The organism is Pacificibacter marinus (assembly GCF_900109555.1).
Taxonomy (GTDB): Bacteria; Pseudomonadota; Alphaproteobacteria; order Rhodobacterales; family Rhodobacteraceae; genus Celeribacter; species Celeribacter marinus_C.
Genome location: NZ_FNZV01000008.1, coordinates 161503 through 183253, shown reverse-complemented (window position 1 = coordinate 183253; position 21751 = coordinate 161503). Strand labels below are relative to the sequence as shown.

The 21751-nt window shown below is 50.9% G+C and carries 22 protein-coding genes; 9 read left to right on the top strand and 13 right to left on the bottom strand.

The features are described from left to right. Nucleotides 1–25: 25 nt before the first annotated feature. Nucleotides 26–592, bottom strand: coding sequence for a hypothetical protein (locus BM025_RS11865; RefSeq protein ID WP_085848023.1), 567 nt, complete (start codon nt 590–592; stop codon nt 26–28). Between the two features lie 123 nt (nt 593–715). Between BM025_RS11865 and pncB the strand changes: the two genes are divergently transcribed. Next, on the top strand, nt 716–2008 hold the full coding sequence (gene pncB / locus BM025_RS11860; protein ID WP_085848024.1) for a nicotinate phosphoribosyltransferase: 1293 nt from the start codon (nt 716–718) through the stop codon (nt 2006–2008). Here pncB and BM025_RS11855 read toward each other — a convergent pair. The 8 genes from BM025_RS11855 to BM025_RS11820 form a co-directional block, all read right to left on the bottom strand. Next, on the bottom strand, nt 1989–2387 hold the full coding sequence (locus tag BM025_RS11855) for a hypothetical protein (protein ID WP_085848025.1): 399 nt from the start codon (nt 2385–2387) through the stop codon (nt 1989–1991). The two genes, pncB and BM025_RS11855, sit on opposite strands and share 20 nt — an antisense overlap. Beyond that, nucleotides 2387–3316, bottom strand: a complete 930-nt coding sequence (locus BM025_RS11850; protein ID WP_085848026.1) for a ParA family protein — start codon at nt 3314–3316, stop codon at nt 2387–2389. Before BM025_RS11850 ends, BM025_RS11855 begins: the two co-directional genes overlap by 1 nt. A 46-nt stretch (nt 3317–3362) precedes the next feature. After that, nucleotides 3363–3779: an alternative ribosome rescue aminoacyl-tRNA hydrolase ArfB gene (arfB, locus tag BM025_RS11845; protein WP_085848027.1), complete on the bottom strand. Its 417-nt coding sequence runs from the start codon at nt 3777–3779 to the stop codon at nt 3363–3365. Nucleotides 3780–4110: 331 nt separating this feature from the next. Then, a complete protein-coding gene (locus BM025_RS11840; RefSeq protein ID WP_085848028.1) occupies nt 4111–4752 on the bottom strand; it encodes a queuosine precursor transporter in 642 nt (213 codons plus the stop codon). Nucleotides 4753–4843: 91 nt separating this feature from the next. Then, entirely contained in the window at nt 4844–5716 is an 873-nt protein-coding gene (locus tag BM025_RS11835; protein ID WP_085848029.1) for an esterase-like activity of phytase family protein, read from the bottom strand. Next, nucleotides 5689–6609: a penicillin-insensitive murein endopeptidase gene (gene mepA, locus BM025_RS11830; RefSeq protein WP_085848030.1), complete on the bottom strand. Its 921-nt coding sequence runs from the start codon at nt 6607–6609 to the stop codon at nt 5689–5691. Before mepA ends, BM025_RS11835 begins: the two co-directional genes overlap by 28 nt. Continuing rightward, nucleotides 6609–7982: an MFS transporter gene (locus BM025_RS11825; RefSeq protein ID WP_085848031.1), complete on the bottom strand. Its 1374-nt coding sequence runs from the start codon at nt 7980–7982 to the stop codon at nt 6609–6611. The genes mepA and BM025_RS11825 overlap by 1 nt, the downstream gene beginning before the upstream one ends. A gap of 68 nt (nt 7983–8050) precedes the next feature. Then, on the bottom strand, nt 8051–8671 hold the full coding sequence (locus BM025_RS11820) for an acyl-CoA thioesterase (RefSeq protein ID WP_306455978.1): 621 nt from the start codon (nt 8669–8671) through the stop codon (nt 8051–8053). A gap of 45 nt (nt 8672–8716) precedes the next feature. Between BM025_RS11820 and BM025_RS11815 the strand changes: the two genes are divergently transcribed. After that, a complete protein-coding gene (locus tag BM025_RS11815; RefSeq protein ID WP_085848032.1) occupies nt 8717–9004 on the top strand; it encodes a YggT family protein in 288 nt (95 codons plus the stop codon). Nucleotides 9005–9073: 69 nt separating this feature from the next. Continuing rightward, a complete protein-coding gene (gene recQ / locus BM025_RS11810; RefSeq protein ID WP_085848033.1) occupies nt 9074–11116 on the top strand; it encodes a DNA helicase RecQ in 2043 nt (680 codons plus the stop codon). A 1-nt stretch (nt 11117) separates the two neighbouring features. Here recQ and BM025_RS11805 read toward each other — a convergent pair whose 3' ends face one another. The 4 genes from BM025_RS11805 to BM025_RS11790 all read right to left on the bottom strand — a co-directional run bounded on the left by BM025_RS11805 (nt 11118) and on the right by BM025_RS11790 (nt 17120). Further along, complete coding sequence (locus BM025_RS11805) at nt 11118–13310, bottom strand: ATP-binding protein (protein ID WP_085848034.1); 2193 nt, start codon at nt 13308–13310, stop codon at nt 11118–11120. A 133-nt stretch (nt 13311–13443) separates the two neighbouring features. Then, entirely contained in the window at nt 13444–14187 is a 744-nt protein-coding gene (locus BM025_RS11800) for a metallophosphoesterase (RefSeq protein ID WP_085848035.1), read from the bottom strand. A gap of 97 nt (nt 14188–14284) precedes the next feature. Beyond that, complete coding sequence (serA, locus tag BM025_RS11795) at nt 14285–15877, bottom strand: phosphoglycerate dehydrogenase (RefSeq protein ID WP_085848036.1); 1593 nt, start codon at nt 15875–15877, stop codon at nt 14285–14287. A gap of 100 nt (nt 15878–15977) precedes the next feature. Next, on the bottom strand, nt 15978–17120 hold the full coding sequence (locus BM025_RS11790) for a phosphoserine transaminase (RefSeq protein WP_085848037.1): 1143 nt from the start codon (nt 17118–17120) through the stop codon (nt 15978–15980). 244 nt (nt 17121–17364) lie between these two features. On the opposite strand from BM025_RS11790, the gene serB reads away from it, so the two are divergent. From serB to BM025_RS11760, 6 genes are all read left to right on the top strand, one after another. After that, nucleotides 17365–18237, top strand: a complete 873-nt coding sequence (serB, locus tag BM025_RS11785; RefSeq protein WP_085848038.1) for a phosphoserine phosphatase SerB — start codon at nt 17365–17367, stop codon at nt 18235–18237. Further along, complete coding sequence (locus BM025_RS11780) at nt 18238–18996, top strand: TSUP family transporter (RefSeq protein WP_085848039.1); 759 nt, start codon at nt 18238–18240, stop codon at nt 18994–18996. It begins immediately after the preceding gene. Between the two features lie 181 nt (nt 18997–19177). Beyond that, nucleotides 19178–19708: an invasion associated locus B family protein gene (locus BM025_RS11775; RefSeq protein ID WP_085848040.1), complete on the top strand. Its 531-nt coding sequence runs from the start codon at nt 19178–19180 to the stop codon at nt 19706–19708. A 120-nt stretch (nt 19709–19828) separates the two neighbouring features. Continuing rightward, a complete protein-coding gene (gene rlmN / locus BM025_RS11770) occupies nt 19829–21007 on the top strand; it encodes a dual-specificity RNA methyltransferase RlmN (protein ID WP_085848041.1) in 1179 nt (392 codons plus the stop codon). 43 nt (nt 21008–21050) lie between these two features. Beyond that, the gene (locus BM025_RS11765; RefSeq protein ID WP_085848042.1) at nt 21051–21482 is read left to right on the top strand and encodes a hypothetical protein; all 432 of its coding nucleotides are present in this window, start codon (nt 21051–21053) and stop codon (nt 21480–21482) included. Between the two features lie 34 nt (nt 21483–21516). Beyond that, nucleotides 21517–21714 carry a hypothetical protein gene (locus tag BM025_RS11760; protein ID WP_085848043.1) on the top strand — a complete coding sequence of 66 codons (198 nt, stop codon included), beginning with the start codon at nt 21517–21519 and terminating at the stop codon, nt 21712–21714. Nucleotides 21715–21751 lie beyond the last annotated feature (37 nt).

Genomic DNA, 21751 nt, shown 5'->3' with positions numbered 1-21751 from the left:
GTTCACCACACGAGGTCACATGCGTTTAGGGCAGGTCCAATACGCCTGAGCCATCAAATCCGCATTCGTCCATCATCTTCAAATATGAGGCGCTAAAGCCGTTTAACCAAAACGTATGCATGGCGCGCCCGTTCACCGTGACATCCATCTGGCCATTGCGCTTCATTGCGCGCAGGCCAGCTTGGCTTGTACTTTGAGCCAAAAACACCTGTGCATGGGCAAAGCCATCATCATCAAAAAAATGTTCAATCGTGCCGTCGATAACGTCTTCATCGTCGAACCATAGATAGACCTCGTCGCTGGCCTGCATCCTCGTATCATAGCCCCGAATGGCATGTTCATTGATAAGCAGTTCGGGGTAATAATCAGGCGGGCCGGCATCGCCATTGCTGACAGTTAAAACGGCGCTCATATCCCCATCGCCACCTGTCATAGCGGTGCAGGTGCGGCGTAGATCTTCGCCTGTGTCGATCTCTTCAACGATAACGCGCCATGCCCCGAATTCCCAATATCCCCCTGCGGCCAAGCTGGGATCGGCGGCCATAAGGCCAAACACAAGCGCTAGAAAAATTCGGCTAAGATGTCGGTGCATTATATGTCTTTCTCGAGTGCGTGACGTACGGTCTAGCATATAAGTGTTTGCAAAGCTTTTACGCCGCTTGCCAAACCCCACAGTCCCCTGCTTTAACGCATTTATATCATAGGGAGCTTTGAGATGGTTGATATTGCAACACGTGTTCACAATCACAAATGGAAAATTGATCCGATTGTGCGATCGTTGATTGATACCGACTTTTACAAGCTCCTGATGTGCCAATCGGTCTTTCGCAATAATCCTGAAACGCGGGTCACATTCTCTTTGATCAATCGATCCAAAACCATCCGTTTGGCTGAGATGATCGATGAAGGTGAACTGCGCGAACAGCTTGATCACGTGCGCTCCCTGTCTTTGTCGCGTGGTGAAAGCACTTGGTTGCGTGGCAATACGTTTTACGGCAAACGCCAGATGTTTCGCCCTGATTTCATGGAATGGTTCGAAAACCTGCGCCTGCCGCCCTATCATCTTGAAAAGGTCGATGGCCAATATGAGCTGACATTCGAAGGCTCTTGGCCCGAGGTCATGCTGTGGGAAATCCCCGCTTTGTCAATCTTGATGGAACTGCGCTCTCGGGCCGTCACGGGCGATATGGGCAAGTTCGAATTGCAAGTGCTTTACGCCCGCGCTATGACCCGTGTTTGGGAAAAAGTTGAGCAATTAAAACCTCTTACAGGTCTAAAGATCGCAGACTTTGGCACGCGTCGTCGCCATTCTTACCTGTGGCAAGACTGGTGTGTGCAGGCCATGACCGAGGGCTTGGGGCATAAGTTTTCGGGCACTTCAAACTGTCTGATTGCTATGAAGCGCGACCTTGAGGCCGTGGGCACCAACGCCCATGAATTGCCGATGATCTATGCCGCTTTGGCCGATGATGACGCCGCCTTGCGCCAGTCGCCTTATGACGTTTTGGCCGATTGGCAGGACGAACACGAAGGCAACCTGCGCATCATTTTGCCCGATACTTACGGCACCCAAGGCTTCTTGAACGGCGCGCCGGATTGGCTTGCGGGCTGGACAGGTATCCGCATCGACAGCGGCGATCCCGCGACGGGCGCTGAGACCGCGATCAAATGGTGGACAGAGCGGGGCGAAGACCCGACGCAAAAATTGGTGATTTTCTCGGATGGCTTGGACACCGCAAAAATCATCGAACTGCACACACAATTCGCGGGCCGCGTGAAAACATCATTCGGCTGGGGCACGCTGCTGACGAACGACTTCAGAGGCCTTACCGACGGCGACTCCCTTGCTCCGTTTTCAATTGTCTGTAAAGCCGTGGAAGCAAACGGTCGCCCCACGGTGAAACTGTCAGACAATCCGAATAAGGCTATGGGCCCAGCAGAGGAGATTGCTCGGTATAAACGGGTGTTTGGGGTTGGAGAGCAGGTCGCTATGGACGTTGTTGTGTAGAATGAGGGTTCCGTATTGCTTCTGAATTAAGTCTAGATTCGACCATTTCGTGTACGATCTTGGATTTTAGTTGTTCGACCCTGTCTGACTTTACTACAGGTAGTCCGATCTCTCTCGACACTCTTATCAAAAAATCTTTATTTGGAGTGCTGGCATTCAACAGCTCCAATGCTTTTTCTGAGGACTTTAATTGCTTCAGTACTTCAACAAGCTGAATAATCTCTTCAATATTTCTTGCGTGGTCTTCTACTGGCTCGACCTTCTGAAGCTTGAACTTAGTCAAGTATTGTCCAAGTCTTTTGATATCAGATTCGGTCCCTGATCTCAAAATTTGAGTAGTTCGATTCAAGATATCTGCTGAAACTTTATCGATACCCATTATATCCCCGCTTTTGATTGAAATTCCGTGCAGAACTCTTCGAAAGATTCTACCACACTTTGGTGGCTGGAGTTTGAAGTTGGCTCCAGTACGACGGGCGTACCGTAGGCCGGAGCACTAGACAATAGGGAGTCGTTTCTCTTGATGTAAGTGTTAAAAACTGGCGGTGTCTTCGCGTTTTTTAATCGGGACATAAATACTTGTTGCGCTTGAATTGGTCCACCCCCGTATTCTTGAATCATCGTAAATACGACACCGAGTATTTTGGGATCAATAGGGTCTACTGAAATGCCCCCCGAGTGGTTTGCGTAATCATTGAAGTCGTTTTGGAGCCCACTTATACTTCGCACCAAGTAATCGATACCTAACGTCGACAGTTCGTCGGGACGTGTCGGTACTAAGATAAGATCGCTTGCAACGATAGCCGTTTTTGTAACAATATTAAAATTTGGCGGGCAGTCAATTAGCACCACATCATATGCGTCGGCCTCAAGCTCGGCCAAACCATCTGTTAGCCTTTTGTGAACTTTAAGGAAGTTATCTTTTGCCTGTCCGAGATTGGCTCCGCCAAGTTTTGTCGCAAGCTCCAAATCTACGTTGATTAGTGCCAGATGACTGTAAATCGCGTCAACACGGCCACCATTGACTGCAACTTTGGCATTTATTTTGGGTGGGTGTTGGATAACGCTCGACAAACTCGATGTGCTTCCACTCAGAAAATCATCAAACCACGACTTAATTGTACCACTGGCTTCGAATTTATTTGCCCACTCTGTTGGAGAAATGAACGAAAACGTAAGACTTGCTTGGGCATCCATGTCTACGACAAGGACACGTTTGCCACGCCAAGCTAGCTCAGCAGCCAAATTCGCGGTAATTGTTGTTTTGCCAACGCCACCTTTGTAGTTAATTACTGAAATTACTTTCATAATATTTTTCCTAAAATGAGACTTTAAATCATATATCTAGCTATCATCAATCCACCCGCCCACGCAACGCTTTCACCTCTCCGCGTTTCTTCTTCCCGTCGAGTCTTCTCCGAACCGAGCCTTTGGTCGGCTTGGTCTTAACCCGAAACTTGGGTCGCTCGGTGGCTTGTTTGATCAGCGCCGCCAGACGCTCGCGGATGAGGTCTCGGTTGCGGACTTGGGATCTGCTTTCATCGCATTGCATGATAATTGCGCCGTCTTTGGTCCAGCGACGTCCTGCGAGTTTGCGCAGGCGGATTTTCACAGCGGGTGGCAAGTTGGGGGATCGTTCGGCCTCGAACCGCAATTCCACAGCCGAAGACACTTTGTTGACGTTTTGCCCACCGGGGCCAGAGGCGCGCATGAAGCTTTCCGACAGTTCCCAATCGGCCAGTTCAATATTTTCGGTGATGCGCAGTCCCATGGTGTGTCTCGCAATTTTGAGTGACATTTTCCCGACAGATCGCCGACAGATGCCATACACATATCAGACGGATGGCAGACGGGCAATTTGGGCGTAGAGAGGGCAAGCAAAAAGGGTTGCCTAGATAAGACAACCCTTCGAGATCTTAGGAAATGGGCCAGTTAGGTTCGCCCAATCAGGGGTGTTTCACCCAAAGGTTTGCCTTTAAGTGGCGGCCCCCCCGACTGTCTTGACCTCATTCACCATAATTACTCTAGACACTGGTCCACCTCCTTTCGATTGTTTGCCGATAGGGGTATCGTGCCATAGATTTAGTATATGGCAAGTAAATTTATACGACATCTGTGTGAAGGCGCCGTAAAATGAGACGGAATGGGATGAGCGCGATAAGGGACAAAGCCAGCTTTACGCCCCAATCTGCGAGTGCCAAAGACACCCAAAGCGGGGCATCGGGGCCAAGGGTGAGTAAGGGAACTGCATCCCAAGCCCAGTTGATTTCCATGTTCGCATTTTCACCAAACCATTGAATGGATTGAGAAAAAGCGATGGTGAAAAAGATTGCGGTGTCCAAAGCTGAACCAATGATGGATGATGCAAGCGGAGCTTTCCACCAATTTCCATCGCGCAAACGGTTGAAAACAAAGACGTCCACAAGTTGAGCGATTAAAAATGCAGCAGCAGATCCAACAGCCACGCGTAACGCAACGGCAGGATAGGTGTAACCATCGCCTTGCAACATGATTTGGGTGCCGATGAGCGAACAAATGATGCCCGCAATGAAGCCCGCAAAGATGACTTTTCGTGCGGCATTCGGGCCATACAAACGGTTCATCAGATCGGTCACAAGAAAGGCGAAAGGATAGGTGAAAGCGCCCCATGTGAGCAGCCCATCAAGGATGAGAAACTGAACGAGGATGTTAGAGGCCACAACGATGGCGGCCATGGCAAGAATGCCAGGTAGGATACGTGTCATGATAAATTCCGTTTTTTATCGAAGGTGACGGCAACTCGGCCCCGGATGAGGCGATGGGGGCGTTTAACCCTTAAAAATATAGAGATCAAGCCTAATCTGTAACACGATATTCGACGAATTCGGTGACTTGGAAGGGTTTGAAATTGTCATCGGAAATCATAGTGAGGCGGATGTCAGTCCCATCATGCCACACGGCGATGCCTTCGAGATTGTCATGAACGCCAAGTTTGGTGTCAAGCAAGGTGACTTCATTCACAAGTGTATCCCCCTTAAATTCAAAGCGGCGCACACGTGACGAAAACCCGATACCGCGGAACCAACGCTCTAGCAGGTACAGCTTGCCATCAGGGCCGATATCCATCCCAACGGGCAAATAGTTTCCACGCCGTGGGATCGCGTAGGGCACATCCCACACAGAGCCATTAAATCGGTACACGGGAAAGGGCACAGTTTCCCCGCCAGAACGTTCAGGTAAGGTAAGCAGATGCCCCTGTGGAGTGATCGCGAGCGCTTCGAGTGATGAATTGTTTTGCATGGCCTTAAAGGCGGGGTGCTGCGGTAGCGGCTTTGCGCGACTTGACGCCGTGTCATAGCGCCAGATGCGATGCACGCCCTCAAAGCTGACATAAATTTCCCCGCTGGGCGCGATAGCAAGGCCCTCGGAATCGTTCATATACCTGCGTAGAGTATCGGTATCTTTGTCTTTGATGGGATGCAGTGAAAGGGTTTCAACCTTTTGAATTTCTTTCGTTTTTGAACGTGAAAAAACACCAGTGGCTAGGCTGCCACTGTCAGATAACACAGTGAAAGTCTTGCCATCTGCGCTGACCTCTAACCCTGAAAACCCGCCGTGCAAGGGGGCGTTCGATGTCCACAGGTGTGACCCCACATATTGCGTATCAGCAGCAAGGTTTTGCGCGCACAGCAGCGCCACGCCTAGCGCGAGGACAGAACGGAAGAGCATTGTGATGGCAACGTTGCAAGCGTGATTTGCGCTTTGGGTTTAGGTTTGGGGGCGTTTGGATCAACAGGTTTTGGGGGCGGTGGGTTTAAGATGTTATTGACCCAAGATTGCGCATCGGCACATCCATCTCCCGCGGGTGGTGGGGCTTGATCGACGCATGAGTTATCCCCTTTGGGGCATTTTAGGCGTACGTGAAAATGGTAATGATGTCCGTACCATGGCCGAATTTTATTCAGCCAAGCGCGGTCGCCTTTTTCATCTTTGCACATTTGAACCTTGGCGCCGGGAAACACAAAAATGCGCGCAACACGCGGATCGCTGGCGGCGGCTTTGAGCACGTTGTGATGCTGTTTGGTCCAGCTGTCATTGACAAACGCGCCAGCGGATCTGCGCATCGAAATCGACGATAAGCTTTCGCGTTCAGCGGCGGTTAAATCCAAGCGTTTTGGCGGCAGCATCCAAAAATCGGCATCCAATCCCATTTGGTGACTTGCGTGCCCCGTTAGCATTGGTCCACCGCGTGGTTGACTCATATCGCCCACATAAAGCCCTGCCCAGCCGGACTGTTTGGCGGCTTCACGTGATAAGTCTTGGACAAAATCTACAAGCGTTTCATGGCCATAATTTCTATTGCGAGACAGGCGCATCGCTTGCCATGTTGGGCCTGTTTCGGGCAGCTGTACAGCTCCGCCGACACAGCCTTTGGCGTAGCTTCCAATGGCTTCCGACGCTTGATGGGATGGCATGCTGACGCGTCCAAACAGTTCTTTCGCAGGCCGATGATCGCTCGACGACATTGTGACTGTATGGGCTTTAGCCTTGGCAGGCTTATCATCGCCACCACAGCCCGCGAGCATCGTGCATAAAATCAAAGTAACTGTTGTAAACCGCATCAACTTACCTCTTCACCATCAGGTTTGACCCAAGCTAACAGGATCAAGCCAACAAGGAAAAGCCCGATCAGCGGTGTTATGCCCATCCGTTGTGAATTGGTGAGTGCGGTTGCAACCGCAATAAGTGCAGGTGCTAAAAAAGACGTCGCTTTGCCTGATAATGCATACAGACCAAAGGCCTCCGTCATGCGTTCAGGGTCGGCTTGACGCACCATCATTGTGCGGCTGGCAGATTGTATCACGCCGCCTACTGCGCCGAGTGCAATGCCGCAAACGTAAAAGGCGACATCAGGCATGCTGCTTTGTGCCGCGACAGGTATCAACAAAACGCTTTCGGGGGTGATTGAAATGATCGAGACGCAGATCACGATCAACAGAACAATACTAAATACAATTACGGGTTTTGGGCCGAATTTTTTATCTTGAAAGCCGCCAATATAGGTGAAGATAGCACCTGATAGGGCTGCCAAAATCCCAAACACGCCCACATTGATCACGGACCATTCCAGAACACCAAGCGCGTAAACTCCGCCAAAGGCAAACACGCCATTCAAGGAATCGCGATAGAACATGGACGACATCAAATAGGCCAAAAGTGATTTGCGCGATGGCAAACTTTTAAGTGTCTCAAGTAAGCTGGATAGACCAGATTTGATGGCCATGGCGGGTTTCATGCCCGAACCGCGCGGTTCGCGCATCCACAAGAAAAACGGGATCATCGATAGGGCAAACCATCCGGCCACGAACGGCCCTACAAAGCGTGTGCCTTCGCGCATTTCTGGATCAAGCCCAAACAGGGGGCCTTTACCCAAAAGCGTGATGCCATTTGAATTTTCCGCGAAAAACAAAAGCATTAAAATCAACGCCAAAACGCCGCCCACATACCCCCAAGCCCAGCCGTTGCCTGACACTTTTCCGATCTCTGATTTGTCTCCCAAACTTGGTAAAATAGCGTTGGTGAAAATCGTGGTAAACTCGACTCCAATCATCCCTAAAATGAAAAACGCAAGAACCATATAGGTGGGAAAGTCTGTCGGAGAAGCAAACCATAGGCCCGCGGCGCCAACGATATAGCACGCGCTGAACACCCAGATCCAAGGCAGGCGACGTTCCGTTCCATCCGCGATCGCCCCAAGCACAGGGGCAAGAATGGCGATGGACAGACCTGAAATTGTCAGACCAAGGCCCCATACAGACTGTGCTTGTGCGCGGGCGGTGTCATGATCTACTCCCATGGCACTAAAATGTGCGATGACTTGTTCGGCAAAATAAGGCCCGAAAATGAACGTCACGATCAATGTGTGATAGGGTTGCGAGGCCCAGTCATACATCATCCAGCCTTTGATGCGTTTGCTCGCACTGACGTTTTTCATGCCTGATCCCTTGATTTTTATTCAAGCGGATAGAACAGGCAAAACACCGTTGACGCAATGTCTAAACGCTAGCCGCGTTTAGGGGGCCACGGACGTAGCTTATCCGCATCAGCCCAAGCTTGCACCCACTCGGGCAGCTCGCGGGATTCAACATCTTTATCTATCATTTCCAGCAATTCCACAGGCGGAACCATTTTGCCATTTTTTACAACTGCGCCACGGATCAAAATATGATTGGCGCACTCACCATTGGCGAGCCACATAGATTGTTCCATATAGATAAATTTATCGTCGTACCCAACGGGACGCGAGTGCATTTCGATCTTTTTGAACATCGTGATCCGCTTGCGGTAACGCACAGATGCGCCGGCAACTACCATACCCAGCCCAGCTTTTTTGCTCACCTCAGCGGTGCCATTGCGCATGGCCATTGGGATGCGCCCAAGATCATAAATCGTTAAGGTGCGCCCGTTATTGAGTTCCCACCACAGATCGATGTCCCAAGGCAGACAATAGTGGTGTGAGGTATGGGTGTCCCAAAGCCCAAGTTTTGGGGCTTTGCGAAATTTTAGAATGCCATAGGCGATGCGTAAAAATGGATACATGCGCAAAGCAATCGCAAGAGCCAAAGGAAACGTCAACGGCAACGTTGCGGCACGATATATAGCTGCACGACTTGCGCACCGCACATCAAGACCTTAGGTGTAATAAGACACGAAAAATAGGACCTACCCATGCTTTCCATACTGCAAATTCTGCTCATGATTCTAGGCGCGGTGAAATTCGTCATGATCGTCCATATCGCAATGAGTTGGTTGATCAATTTCCAAGTGCTCAATTTGCGCCAGCCATTGGTTTATCAAATTTGGGAAGGTCTGAACCGTTTGCTTGAACCCCTTTATTCGCGCATTCGTCGGTTTTTGCCTGATATGAACGGGCTCGATCTCGCACCGCTTGTTGCATTTTTGGCCGTCTATGCGCTCGAAATCATCATTCGCAACAATGCTGGCATCTTTCTTTAAGTCGATCTGGCCTTGAGGCCTGCGGCGTGACGTGCGATTCTGCTCTCAACCAATTAGCAGCAGGAAAACATGTCACAAACGCAGGCGCTTTTGTCTTCGGTCTTTGGGTTCAGCGCGTTTCGCCTTGGCCAAGAAGAAATCGTAGATGCGGTCACCGCTGGCCAAAATGTTTTGGCAATTATGCCCACAGGCGGTGGAAAATCACTCTGCTTTCAATTGCCCGCCTTGGTGTGTGATGGGCTGACCATTGTTATTTCACCACTCATTGCGCTTATGCGTGACCAAGTGCAGGCACTCAAAGCGGTTGGTGTTGAAGCGGGTGCTTTGACATCTGGCAACACCGACGAAGAAACCGACGCTGTGTTTGCTGCTTTGGCCGACGGCAGTCTTAAACTTTTGTATATGGCACCCGAACGGTTGGCCTCAGGTGGCACATTGCCGCTTTTGCGGCGTTCAAACGTGTCGATGATCGCGGTGGATGAGGCGCATTGTGTCAGCCAGTGGGGGCACGATTTTCGCCCGGACTATTTGCGCATCGGTGATCTGCGTCGTGCGCTTGATGTCCCACTGTGTGCCTTTACCGCGACTGCTGACGCAGAAACGCGTGGCGAAATTGTACGACGGTTGTTTGATGACGCCGATCCCGAAATCTTTTTGCGTGGCTTTGATCGTCCGAACATTCACTTGGCTTTTGCTGTCAAAGATAGCCCCCGGGCGCAGATTCTGAATTTTGCAAAAGCGCGAAAAGGTCAATCTGGTATCGTGTATTGTGGGACGCGTGCCAAAACTGAAAGCCTTGCCAAAGCGTTGAGTGACGGTGGCCAACTTGCGCTTGCATATCACGGCGGGATGGAAAGTGACCGTCGTCGTGATGTTGAACGGCGTTTTCAGCAAGAAGACGAGGTGATCGTAGTCGCTACTGTTGCGTTTGGGATGGGCATCGATAAGCCTGATATCCGCTGGGTGGCGCACGCAGATTTACCCAAATCTGTTGAATCGTATTACCAAGAAATTGGTCGGGCTGGGCGCGATGGCGCACCTGCGGAAACGCTCACACTTTTTGGCCCGGATGACATCCGCTTTCGGCGTACTCAGATTGATGAAAGTCCATCACCGGTTGAGCGGCGCTCAGCAGATCATGCCCGTTTGAATGCTTTGCTGGGGATTGCCGAAGCGCAGGTGTGTCGGCGGCAAAATTTGCTGTCATACTTTGGTGAAAACCCTGAGCCCTGCGGAACTTGCGACCTGTGTGACACCCCGCCAGATTTGTTTGATGGGACTGAGGCTGTGCGCAAGGCGCTGTCAGCTATTTTACGCTGTGATGAAGGGTTCGGCGCAGGCCATTTGATCGATGTTTTGATGGGAAAATCCACCGATAAAGTGAAGCAATGGAACCATGATGCCTTGTCAGTGTTTGGCATTGGTCGCGAATATGACAAGCGCCAATGGAATGCGATTTTCAGACAGATGATGGGTATCGATTTGGTGCGCCCGAACCCAGATCGGTTCGGCGCTTTATTCATGACAGAGCCCGCTGTGCCTATCTTGAAAGGCGAGGCAAGCGTCACATTGCGACGGGACACACTGGCCAAAGCCCACCGTGGCGGTCCCGTCGCAAAGGCGCTGGTGTCGGACGAGGACGCGCCATTGTTGTCTGCGCTCAAGGCAAAGCGGCGTGCTTTGTCCGAAGAAGCGCGTGTGCCTGCCTATGTGGTTTTTGCTGACCGAACCCTGATTGAAATGGCCGAAGTTCGACCTAAAACGCTTGATGATATGGCGCGGATTGGTGGGGTTGGTGCAAAAAAACTAGAACGCTATGGCGATGCGTTTTTGTCGGTTATCTTAGGTGCCACACCAGAAAAACTGCACCCGTCCCGCCGAAAGCTGGCGGTGAGTGGCGCAGGGGATTTGTTTGATAAGCTGCACGCGGTTCATGAGACGTTTTCGCGCGGGCTGTGCGGAACTTTGAAACCGATGACGATGACGTCGGCGCAGTTGTCGCGTATTGCATCTTCACGGCCACGCGACATGAAGGCCTTTGAAAAGCTGGTGGGCGAACGCCAGGCACTGCGGTTTGGTGTACCGATGCTTGAGGTCATCCAAAGCGCCTAGTCTATTCGCCAGCCATTGTTGTGTCTGTCGGCGCTGTACTGGATGCAACTGTTGCGGGTTCTTCAGGCAGGAGTGGCTGACAATGCGCGGGATGCCGTTGCAAAATCTGGTCAATGATCGCAGCTTTGCGTAAGGGTTTGGTCATGTAGTGATCTAATCCTGCCGCCAAAATTTCTTGATCATCCCCAGCCATAGCATGGGCTGTGAGTGCAACAATCGGGACGTGTTTTCCACTGCCAAGCTCCATGTTGCGTATGGTGCGCGTGGCTTCTTTTCCGTCGACCTCTGGCATTGAAATATCCATGAAAATCATGTCTGGATCAAAGGATTCGTAGAGTTCTATGGCCTCACGACCGTTATTGGCAAACCTTAGATCAATCTCGAGAAATTTAAGCATCTTGCCGAAAACCAACTGATTGGTTTTGTTATCTTCAGCGGCTAAAATTCGCATTTTTCGATTATGTGGATCAATTGATTGTGCTTTTACGGGGACTAGCGAGGACAGTGCTAGGCAGAGATCAGAGCGCAAAAGTGGTTTTTGCAGCGTAGCAGTTCCGTCAATTTCAAGCGTGGACGCCGAAACTGGACCAGATGTCATCAACAGGATCGGTGCCGTAACGCCGCGTGCGCGCAACTCCAAGATCAAGTTATTCATATCTGTGTCAGGCAAGTTGTTGTCGAGCAGATAGATGTCGCCGTCCAGAGGCGTTTCCAAAAGGTTTTGGGCGGTATCCAATGGCACAACTTCAAAGCCAAGCGCTGTGAGTTGTTTTTCCAAAATGGCGCAATTGGCATCGATGTGATCAATCAAATACGCCTTATGCATCCAGGCAGGTAAGGGGGGAGCCGCGATATCATCTTCCACGACATCCAAGGTGCATTTAAACCCAAAGCAGGACCCGTGTCCTTCTTCGCTGTCGACCCAGATATCCCCGCCCATAAGTGCAACGAGTTGTTTGGTGATCGCAAGCCCCAGACCTGTGCCTTCAAATTTACGATTTCGTTCATCTTCGACTTGATTGAATTCACCAAAGATATGGGTGCGCATTTCTGTGGCGATTCCAATGCCTGTATCTTCGATTGAAAAATGCACACGTTGACGTTTTCCATCATCTTCAGGCAGGCCGACAATGCGCACGATGACATGACCTTTCGCAGTAAATTTAACTGCGTTGCCCACGAGGTTGGTCAGCACCTGACGAATGCGGCCTTGATCGCCGATGAACCGTGTCGGCATGAACATATCGTAGTCAATGATCAGCTCGATACCCTTTTGTTTTGCCACGGGTTGCAACAGCACGATCACATCTTGAATGCTGCGTTCAAGGTCAAAAGGTATCGGGTGTAACGTAAGTTTGGAGGCTTCGATTTTGGAGAAGTCCAAGACATCATTGATGAGGTTCAAAAGCGCTTCACCTGAACTTTTGATGGTGTCGACGTAGATTTTTTGCTCTTCGTTCAAATCTGTTTCGCTCATCAGGTCTGCCATACCCACCATACCATTCATCGGAGTGCGAATTTCATGGCTCATATTGGCGAGGAACGTAGACTTTGCGCGGTTGGCGGCTTCGGCTTTATGTATTGCCTGTTTTAGGCGTGTGGCGTGGCGCATGGAATCTGTGATGTTCAGCCCAAGCGACACCATATCGCCATCTGCGGATCGTCTATCGACCAATTTGATGAACTGGTTGTTCCAAAGCCGAATTGTGTGGGGCTCGCGCACGGGCGCACGCCAGCGGTCTAGGGCAGCCTCGACAAATTCAGATCGTGACATACTTTCGATATCGATGATTCCCTCTTCGACAGCGATGTTTAATATTTCTGGATAAGAAATGCCCGGCCGTACATCTTTAAGCCCATCAAAAATATTCAGGTATGCAGGGTTTGCAGCAATCATAATGTCATCAGGGTCGAACACGGCAAAGCCATCTTGGATGGTTTCAATCGAATCCCAAAGGCGGCGTTCTGCTATGAATGCGGCTGTGTTTGCCTTGTCTAAATCTTCCAGCACTTGAAAGTTCTCGTTTTTGAGAACTTCGGTTTCTTCCCGTTTGACGATGATTTCATCGGATAAGCTACGTGCGTGAATAGATAGCTTTTTGTTTGCTTGGAACAACTCAGCTTGTTTGAGTTCAAGCAAGCGCTCAGCGGCCAAGCGGGCACGCCGTTCTTGCGCGAGTGTATCGAGTGACATGTCTGAACCCTTCATTCCCTGCCACGTATATAATCGCGGTCTTTGTTCCAGATTGGCGGAACAGGGTGAAAAGATTCTTAATAAAATGTGGAAAATGCGAGAGAACAGTCACCTCCCCTCGCATATAAGTCGTTTACATGGGTCTGATGTGCATCAAGGGGATGCGCCCAGTTTCGGTGACGACCTCTTGATGTCCACCTTCAATCACAAGGGTGGTCAATGGGTTGCCATATCCAGCACCACTGTCGATATCGATGCGATTGCCAAAATGGGTGGGTTCATCAAGTGCTGTATGCCCGTGGACCACCATCCAAGGCAATTTCCCATGAAAGTCTAACCAGCCTTCACGAATCCAAATCAGATCTTCTTCGTCTTGGTTTTCCAAGGCAACGCCGGGGCGTACACCTGCGTGCACAAAGACATAGTCGCCGAATTGCAGAGTCAGCGGTAGGGATTCAATAAAGTCGATGTGTTCCGAGGGCACGGCTTTTTGAGCCGCCAAATGAGCGGTTTCAAACATACCATCTTCTGAAGCCACGCCATAGGATGCCAGTGTTGTTTGGCCGCCAAGTGATGGGTTGAGCCAGCTTTTTCCTGATTTAATATTGTCATCATGGGCAATGCCACGGGACACAAAGCGGGTGAACATGCGGTCATGATTGCCACGAATGGCCAGCCAAGGTTTGCCAGCCGCAATGCCATCCATCAGATATTGGATCACACCTTTGCTGTCTGGCCCACGATCTGTGTAATCCCCAAGGTGAATGATTTGCGCATCAGAATCACCAACGCGAAGTTTGTCTGCCTCAATGCGCGCATGTGCGGCTTTGAGCATATCGAGTTGGCCGTGAATATCACCGATGGCGTAGATGCGCATGTTCGTCTCCTGTTTTGGTGTTACAAAAGCGAAGGGCCGCCGGAATGTCCAGCGGCCCTTTAAAATCATGTGATGATCTTTTTGTAACGATGCGAATTTACGCTTTGAAATGCAGTGGGCGCACGTGTTGGAATAGGCCGCTGTCTTTGAGCGCCTTAACCGTTGTCGCTTTGATTGGTGTGTCCAAGAACGTCACAGCAATCGCATCTCCGCCAGCTTTGGCACGACCCAAAGTGAAGTTCGCGATGTTTTCATCGTGCTCGGCCAAAAGTGTACCTAGTTTGCCAAGGATACCAGGAACGTCTTGGTTGGTTGTGTAGAGCATGTGCTCACCAACTTCAGCGTCGATGGTGATGCCTTTAATTTGGATGAAACGAGGCTTGCCGTCAGAGAACACTGTGCCCGCGATGGTGCGGTGCTTTTCAACAGTCTGGATGTCGAGCTTGATGTAGCCGTCAAACGTACCAGTCGCGTCTTGTGTTGTTTTGGAAATCTGGATGCCACGCTCTTTGGCAATTACAGGGGCAGACACCATATTTACATCAGGGTTTGCTGCTTGCATGATGCCCGCGATGACAGCCGCTTCCAAAGCTTTGAGGTTCATCTCAGCTGCAACGCCGTCGAATGTGACGTTGATTTCTTTGATGGCTTCGTCAGTCACTTGACCGATGAAAGAGCCAAGATTTTCAGCCAATGTGACCCACGGACCCATGATTTTGGCTTCTTCAGCAGACATGGATGGCATGTTCAGCGCGTTCTCAACAGCGCCATCGAGCAAGTAGTTGGACATTTGTTCAGCCACTTGCAGTGCCACGTTTTCTTGTGCTTCAGATGTAGACGCTCCCAAGTGCGGCGTGCACACAACGTTTGGCAGGCCGAACAGAACGTTTTCTTTGGCGGGTTCTACAGCAAACACATCCAAAGCCGCACCAGCAACGTGGCCGGATTTCAGCAGCTCAGCGAGCGCTTCTTCGTCGACCAAACCACCGCGGGCACAGTTGATGATGCGCACACCTTTTTTGGTTTTCGCCAGGTTTTCAGCAGACAAGATGTTGCGTGTGCTGTCTGTCAACGGCACGTGCAACGTGATGAAATCAGCGCGTGCGAGCAGATCGTCAAGCTCAACTTTCTCAACACCCATTTCAATAGCGCGTTCAGCGGACAAGAATGGGTCGTATGCGACCACTTTCATTTTCAGGCCACGGGCGCGGTCACAAACGATACCGCCGATGTTGCCTGCGCCGATAACGCCGAGTGTTTTCGCGGTCAGCTCAACACCCATGAATTTGGATTTTTCCCATTTTCCAGCATGTGTAGACGCAGAGGCTTCTGGGATTTGACGCGCAACAGCAAACATCATCGCAATCGCGTGCTCGGCTGTTGTGATCATGTTGCCGAAAGGCGTGTTCATAACGATCACGCCTTTTTTGGAAGACGCTTCTTTGTCAACGTTGTCTGTGCCGATGCCAGCGCGACCAACGACTTTAAGGTTCGTGGCGTGCTCAAGCAAAGCAGGTGTCACTTTGGTGGCAGAGCGAATGGCCAGACCGTCATATTTGCCGATCACGGCAGCAAGCGCGTCTTTGTCTTTGCCGAGCGCTGGTTCGAAATCAACTTCAATGCCGCGGTCACGGAAAATCTGAACAGCTGTTTCAGAAAGGCTATCGGATACGAGTACTTTGGGTGCCATGATATGAGGCTCCTACATTATATGAATTCTGTGGGGGGGCGGCCAGGGCCATTGGCCGCCTTTGAATTGTCCTGCAAGCTATGCGGTCAAACGCGATAACTTAAAGTGCTGCGATCTCTGCTTCGAACGCCCAGTTCAGCCAAGGCATCAACGCCTCAACATCCGAGGTTTCAACAGTCGAGCCACACCAAATTCGCAGACCAGCAGGGGCATCGCGGTACGCACCGATGTCCAAAGCGACACCTTCGGCTTCAAGACGTTTTGCAACGGCTTTGGCAAACACTGCGCCGTCTGTGATGCGCGTGTCGGTGAATTTGACGCAGACAGATGTGTTGGAACGGATCGCAGGATCAGCCGCCAAGAATTCGATCCAATTGTGTGTGTCAACGAAAGCTGAAATCACGGCTGTATTTGCGTCAGCGCGGGCAATCATGCCTTTGAGGCCACCCACAGATTTCGCCCAATCAAGTGCCACAAGGTAATCTTCAACTGCCAACATAGAGGGCGTGTTGATGGTTTCACCTTTAAAGATACCGTCGATGAGCTTGCCACCTTTGGTCATGCGGAAAATTTTCGGCAAAGGCCATGCTGGTGTGTAGGATTCAAGACGCTCAACAGCACGTGGGGACAAAACGATAATGCCGTGCGCCGCTTCGCCGCCCAGCACTTTTTGCCAAGAGAACGTGGTCACGTCGAGTTTGTCCCAAGGCAGGTCCATCGCGAACGCTGCAGATGTCGCATCGCAAATGGTCAAACCGTCACGGTCCGCTGGAATTTTGTCGCCGTTTGGTACACGGGCACCAGATGTGGTGCCGTTCCAAGTGAACACAACGTCAGTGTCGAAATCAACTTCAGCGAAATCAACGATCTGACCGTAGTCAGCGGTTTTGACCTCTGCGTCGATTTTGAGTTGTTTCACAACATCAGTGACCCAACCGGAACCAAATGATTCCCATGCAACCATAGTTGCTTTGCGTGCACCCAAAAGCGACCACATTGCCATTTCAACTGCGCCCGTATCAGAGCCAGGAACGATGCCGATTTTGTAGTCTGCTGGGATGCCCAAGATTTCGCGGGTTGTCTCGATGGCTGTGTGCAGTTTGGATTTACCAACAGCAGCACGGTGCGAGCGGCCAAGTGGCGCATCGGCAAGCAATTCGAGCGAAAATGTAGGGATTTTGGCACAAGGGCCAGAAGAGAAACGCGGATTAGCCGGCCGCGTGGCCGGAGCTTGAATAGCCATTACTGGTATCCTTCCAGATATAAGCCTCTCGTTGGGGAGAGGTGTCCCACCGCCGCGTTTAATCCTCGATTGCGATTCATGCAACGATAATTTGCAGGTGATGTGCGTTTTCATCTCATCTAGGTAAACCCCGTGTGAACTGAGCGAAATAGGTCGTACATATTAGAGCGCGCAGATCGTGGACTTGGCAGAGCGTTGTTGTCATGCGATAGACAGCCAAACCTAAACGACTGGATATGAACCCATGTATATCGTCACGCTTTTGACCTCTCCTGCCAATCCGTCTTTGTCTCGTGAAGCTGTTGAGGCGCTGCGCAATGCTTGGGGTGGTGGCGATGCGCAGTGGCTGGCCACTGGCGAAGCGGCTGAGTTTATGATTGGCGAAAAGCCTGCCAATCAGTGGGATGTCTGGTCTGCGCTTCAATCCGAGGGCATCGATTTGATTGTTTTGCCCAAAGATGCCCGCAAGAAAAAGATGCTACTGGCAGACATGGACAGCACGATGATCCAACAAGAGTGCATTGACGAGCTGGCCGATGTGGCGGGCGTTGGCGCGCGGGTGAAAGATATTACGGCGCGGGCGATGAACGGCGAATTAGATTTTGATGGCGCTTTGAAAGAACGCGTTGGATTGCTCAAAGACCTACCTGAAAGCGTGATCCAAGAGGTCATCGATACCCGCATCACTTTTATGCCCGGTGGTAAGGAATTGCTGGCAACTATGAAACGTGACGGCGCTTATGCGGCTTTGGTGTCTGGCGGATTTACAGCGTTTACGGGTCATGTGGCCGCAACGTTGGGCTTTGACGAGAACCGCGCCAATACACTCAATGTTGCGGATGGCAAACTCAGCGGCACTGTGGGGATGCCCATCCTTGGCCGCGAAGCCAAAGTGCAGGCGCTTAAAGACATCACTGCACGTCTTGGTCTGTCCCATGACGATGTGATGGCTGTCGGTGATGGGGCGAATGATCTTGGGATGCTTGGTCTTGCTGGTGCAGGTGTTGCTTTACACGCGAAACCTTCGGTCGCCGCCGAATGTGATATTCGCATCAATCATGGCGACCTGACCGCGCTTTTGTACATCCAAGGCTATGCCAAATCCGAGTTCGCTTAAATGTTTGAAGTGTCCGCTGATCTTGTTCTCATCTTGATGGGGGCCGCTTTTGTTGCGGGTTTTGTGGATTCAATCGCTGGAGGGGGTGGGCTGATCACTGTGCCGGCTTTGATGCTGGCTGGTGTGCCGCCAATTACAGCGCTGGCCACCAACAAGGTCCAAGGGTTGTTTGGCGCAGGTATGGCCGCGATCACCTATGCGCGTGCGGGGCATGTGGATTTGCGCAAACAGATGCTGCCTGCGGGGCTTGCGTTTGTTGGGGCGGCTTTAGGCGCTATTTTGGCCAGTCATTTGCCGACAGATGTCATTCGATTCGGTTTGCCATTTTTGCTGATTTTTATCGCTTTGTTTTTCGCCTTTAAGCCCGGCCTTGATGATGTGGACAAAGTGCAACGCATCACGCCACTTGTGTTCACCGCAACGCTTGTGCCGCTGGTGGGGTTTTACGATGGCTTGCTCGGGCCAGGAACCGGTGCGTTTTTCATGCTCGGGTTTGTCACATTGGCAGGTTACGGTATTTTGAAAGCTACGGCCCACACCAAGCTGTTGAATTTTGCATCAAATGTAGGTGGGCTTGTTGGGTTTATCTTGGTTGCAAAGCCTTTTTGGATGCTGGGCCTCGCGATGGGCGCTGCGCAGATTGCAGGGGCTTATTTGGGATCTAGTTTGGCAACGCGCATCGGTGCGCGATTGATCAAGCCTGTATTGGTCTTAGCCTCCGCTGCTTTGGCTTTGCGGCTGATGTGGGATTGGCTTTAGCGCTGTCGCAGACGGCACATCACGTTTCAGCGAATTTTTGCCAAGGGTCTTTCACAATTCGGCAGGATTACGTTACTGTTACTACAGAAGTTGAAAACAGGCCAAAGTCGCTTTTAAGCCGTGTGAAAAGATGGCACAGGCGACACAAACATAGGCCGCGTTAGACAGAGGCAGCGAATAAATGAGCTTTTCCATCCACAAACTATTTCTAGGCACAATCTTTGCCATCGCAGCCTTGGGCGCGCAGGCACAAGAGAGCACCAACAAAGTTGGCAGCAACACCGATTGGTATGTGTACGAAGAAAACAGTCCAACGAAACAATGCTGGGCGGTGTCACAACCCAGAGAAACTATAAACACAGACAGCGCTGGTCGGATCAAATCCGTGACGCGCTCTGAAATTTTGTTGTTCTTGACCTATGCGCCTTCTAACGGCGTGAAAGGCCAAGTGTCATTTGTGGGCGGATATCCTTTTGCATCGGGTTCTGAGGTCAAACTTGAAATCGGCAGTGATGAATTTTCATTGTTCGTCGATGGTGAAACCGCTTGGGCAGCGGCCAGCGAAGACGATGCACGTATCATCGCGGCTATGAAGCGCGGGGCCTCGGCTATTTTGACAGGGCGTTCAGCGCGTGGGACGATCACCAAAGACACGTTTTCGCTTTTGGGTTTTACAGCCTCAGTCGAAGATGCGTCCAAACGCTGTGGTTGATAAGATTTAAAGAGCTTCAGTCTTTAAGGGGCTCCCAATCGGGGGCCTTTTTCATTTACCTTTAAAGATGACCAAGAATCTTGTACGAGAGCGGCTTCATCAGTTGAAAAGAGACTCATCATGCAACCCAGTGCACCGATCACACAGGATGTCCTGACCATTCCGCGCAAAGTTGACGCTGGCGCAAAGATCAATCTCGTTGGTCTAACGCGCCCCCGTTTGCGTGAGGTTTTGATCGAACACGGGACGCCTGAAAAGCAGGCAAAGATGCGTGTGGGACAACTTTGGCAGTGGATGTATGGCTGGGGGGTGCGCGATTTTGATGCGATGACCAACCTGTCAAAATCTCTGCGGGAAGATTTGAAAGCCTCGTTTGAGGTTGCCGTTCCCGAAGTCGTGTCCAAACAAGTGTCTGAGGACGGCACGCGCAAATATCTTGTGCGCATCGCTGGCGGGCATGAGGTCGAGGTGGTCTATATCCCTGAAGAGGGGCGTGGAACGCTTTGCGTGTCGTCGCAAGTTGGATGTACTTTGACCTGTTCTTTCTGTCACACAGGCACGCAAAAGCTTGTGCGTAATCTCACGGCTGGCGAAATCATCGGCCAAGTTATGATGGCGCGGGACGATTTGAATGAATGGCCTGAACAGGGTGCCAAAAATACAGAATCCCGTCTGTTGTCCAACATCGTTTTGATGGGCATGGGGGAGCCTTTGTATAACTTTGAGAACGTGCGCGATGCGATGAATATCGCGATGGACCCTGAGGGCATTCAGCTGTCTCGTCGTCGTATCACGTTGTCGACTTCTGGGGTTGTCCCTGAAATTGCTCGCACAGCCGAAGAGATTGGATGTCAGCTGGCTATTTCTTTCCACGCCACCACCGATGAGGTGCGCAACACGTTGGTTCCAATCAACAAACGTTGGAATATCAAAGCATTGCTGGATGCCCTGCGCGCCTATCCGCGCGTGTCCAATTCCGAGCGCATTACATTTGAATATGTGATGTTGAACGGAGTGAATGACAGTGACGAAGATGCGCATCGCCTGATTGAATTGATCAAAGGCATCCCTGCCAAGATCAACCTCATTCCCTTCAACGAATGGCCCGGCGCGCCTTATACACGGTCGTCTAACAATCGTATCCGCGCCTTTGCCGATATTATTTATAATGCAGGCTACGCTTCGCCTGTACGCAAACCTCGCGGCGAAGATATTATGGCTGCATGTGGTCAGCTTAAATCTGAAACGGAGCGTGTGCGTAAGTCACGCAAACAAATCGAAGCAGACGCAGGGCTGTAAGATCATAACGGAAATTTAACCATGCCTGAACAAATATACGGGCATGGATTGGATACAGATCAGATTCGATGATGACCTTGCGCGCTCTGTTGAGCGTGCTGCATCTCGTGGGCAGATGCCTGTCGGAAGTTATATTCGTGACATTTTGGCCAAGGCCAGTCAGCCCTGTCACCCTGCATTGGCATATTCTGGCCCTCGCAAACCATTGGGTCTTAAGGCCTATCTGTCGCATGAGTTTTCTTACGCTCAAGATTGGGATGACCTACAAGAAGGCCTGCGAGCCAAAGGTTATGAATTGGCCGAACGAGGCGGCGGGTTAATTTTGCGCATCGTCGAAGGCGAACGATTGTGCAAAGCATCTGAAATTGGTCAGCCCTATGCTACGCTTATGAAGCGATTCGGTGCACCGTTTCCAAATCATGGGCACAGGCATTTGGAACGCCAGCATCTTGGTCAAATGACCCTAGGGCTTTAACCATACTTCAACAGGAATCACATAGGGTAAGCCTATGGAAAAAATGACATTACTTCTCCCCGAAAACACCGCCAAAATACTGCACCTTCTTGCACGCGAGACAGGTCAAAATATTGGCGATATCGTTCATGAAATGGCACTCAGCTACTATATGAGATTGGCATTGGGGTTGTCTGAATCCGTTGACAGTGAACGCGTAAATGTCTCAAAAGTGTCGACGTCACACATGTAGTTGGCTTTCGGTTCTTCGCGCTGTGCAAAGAACCGAA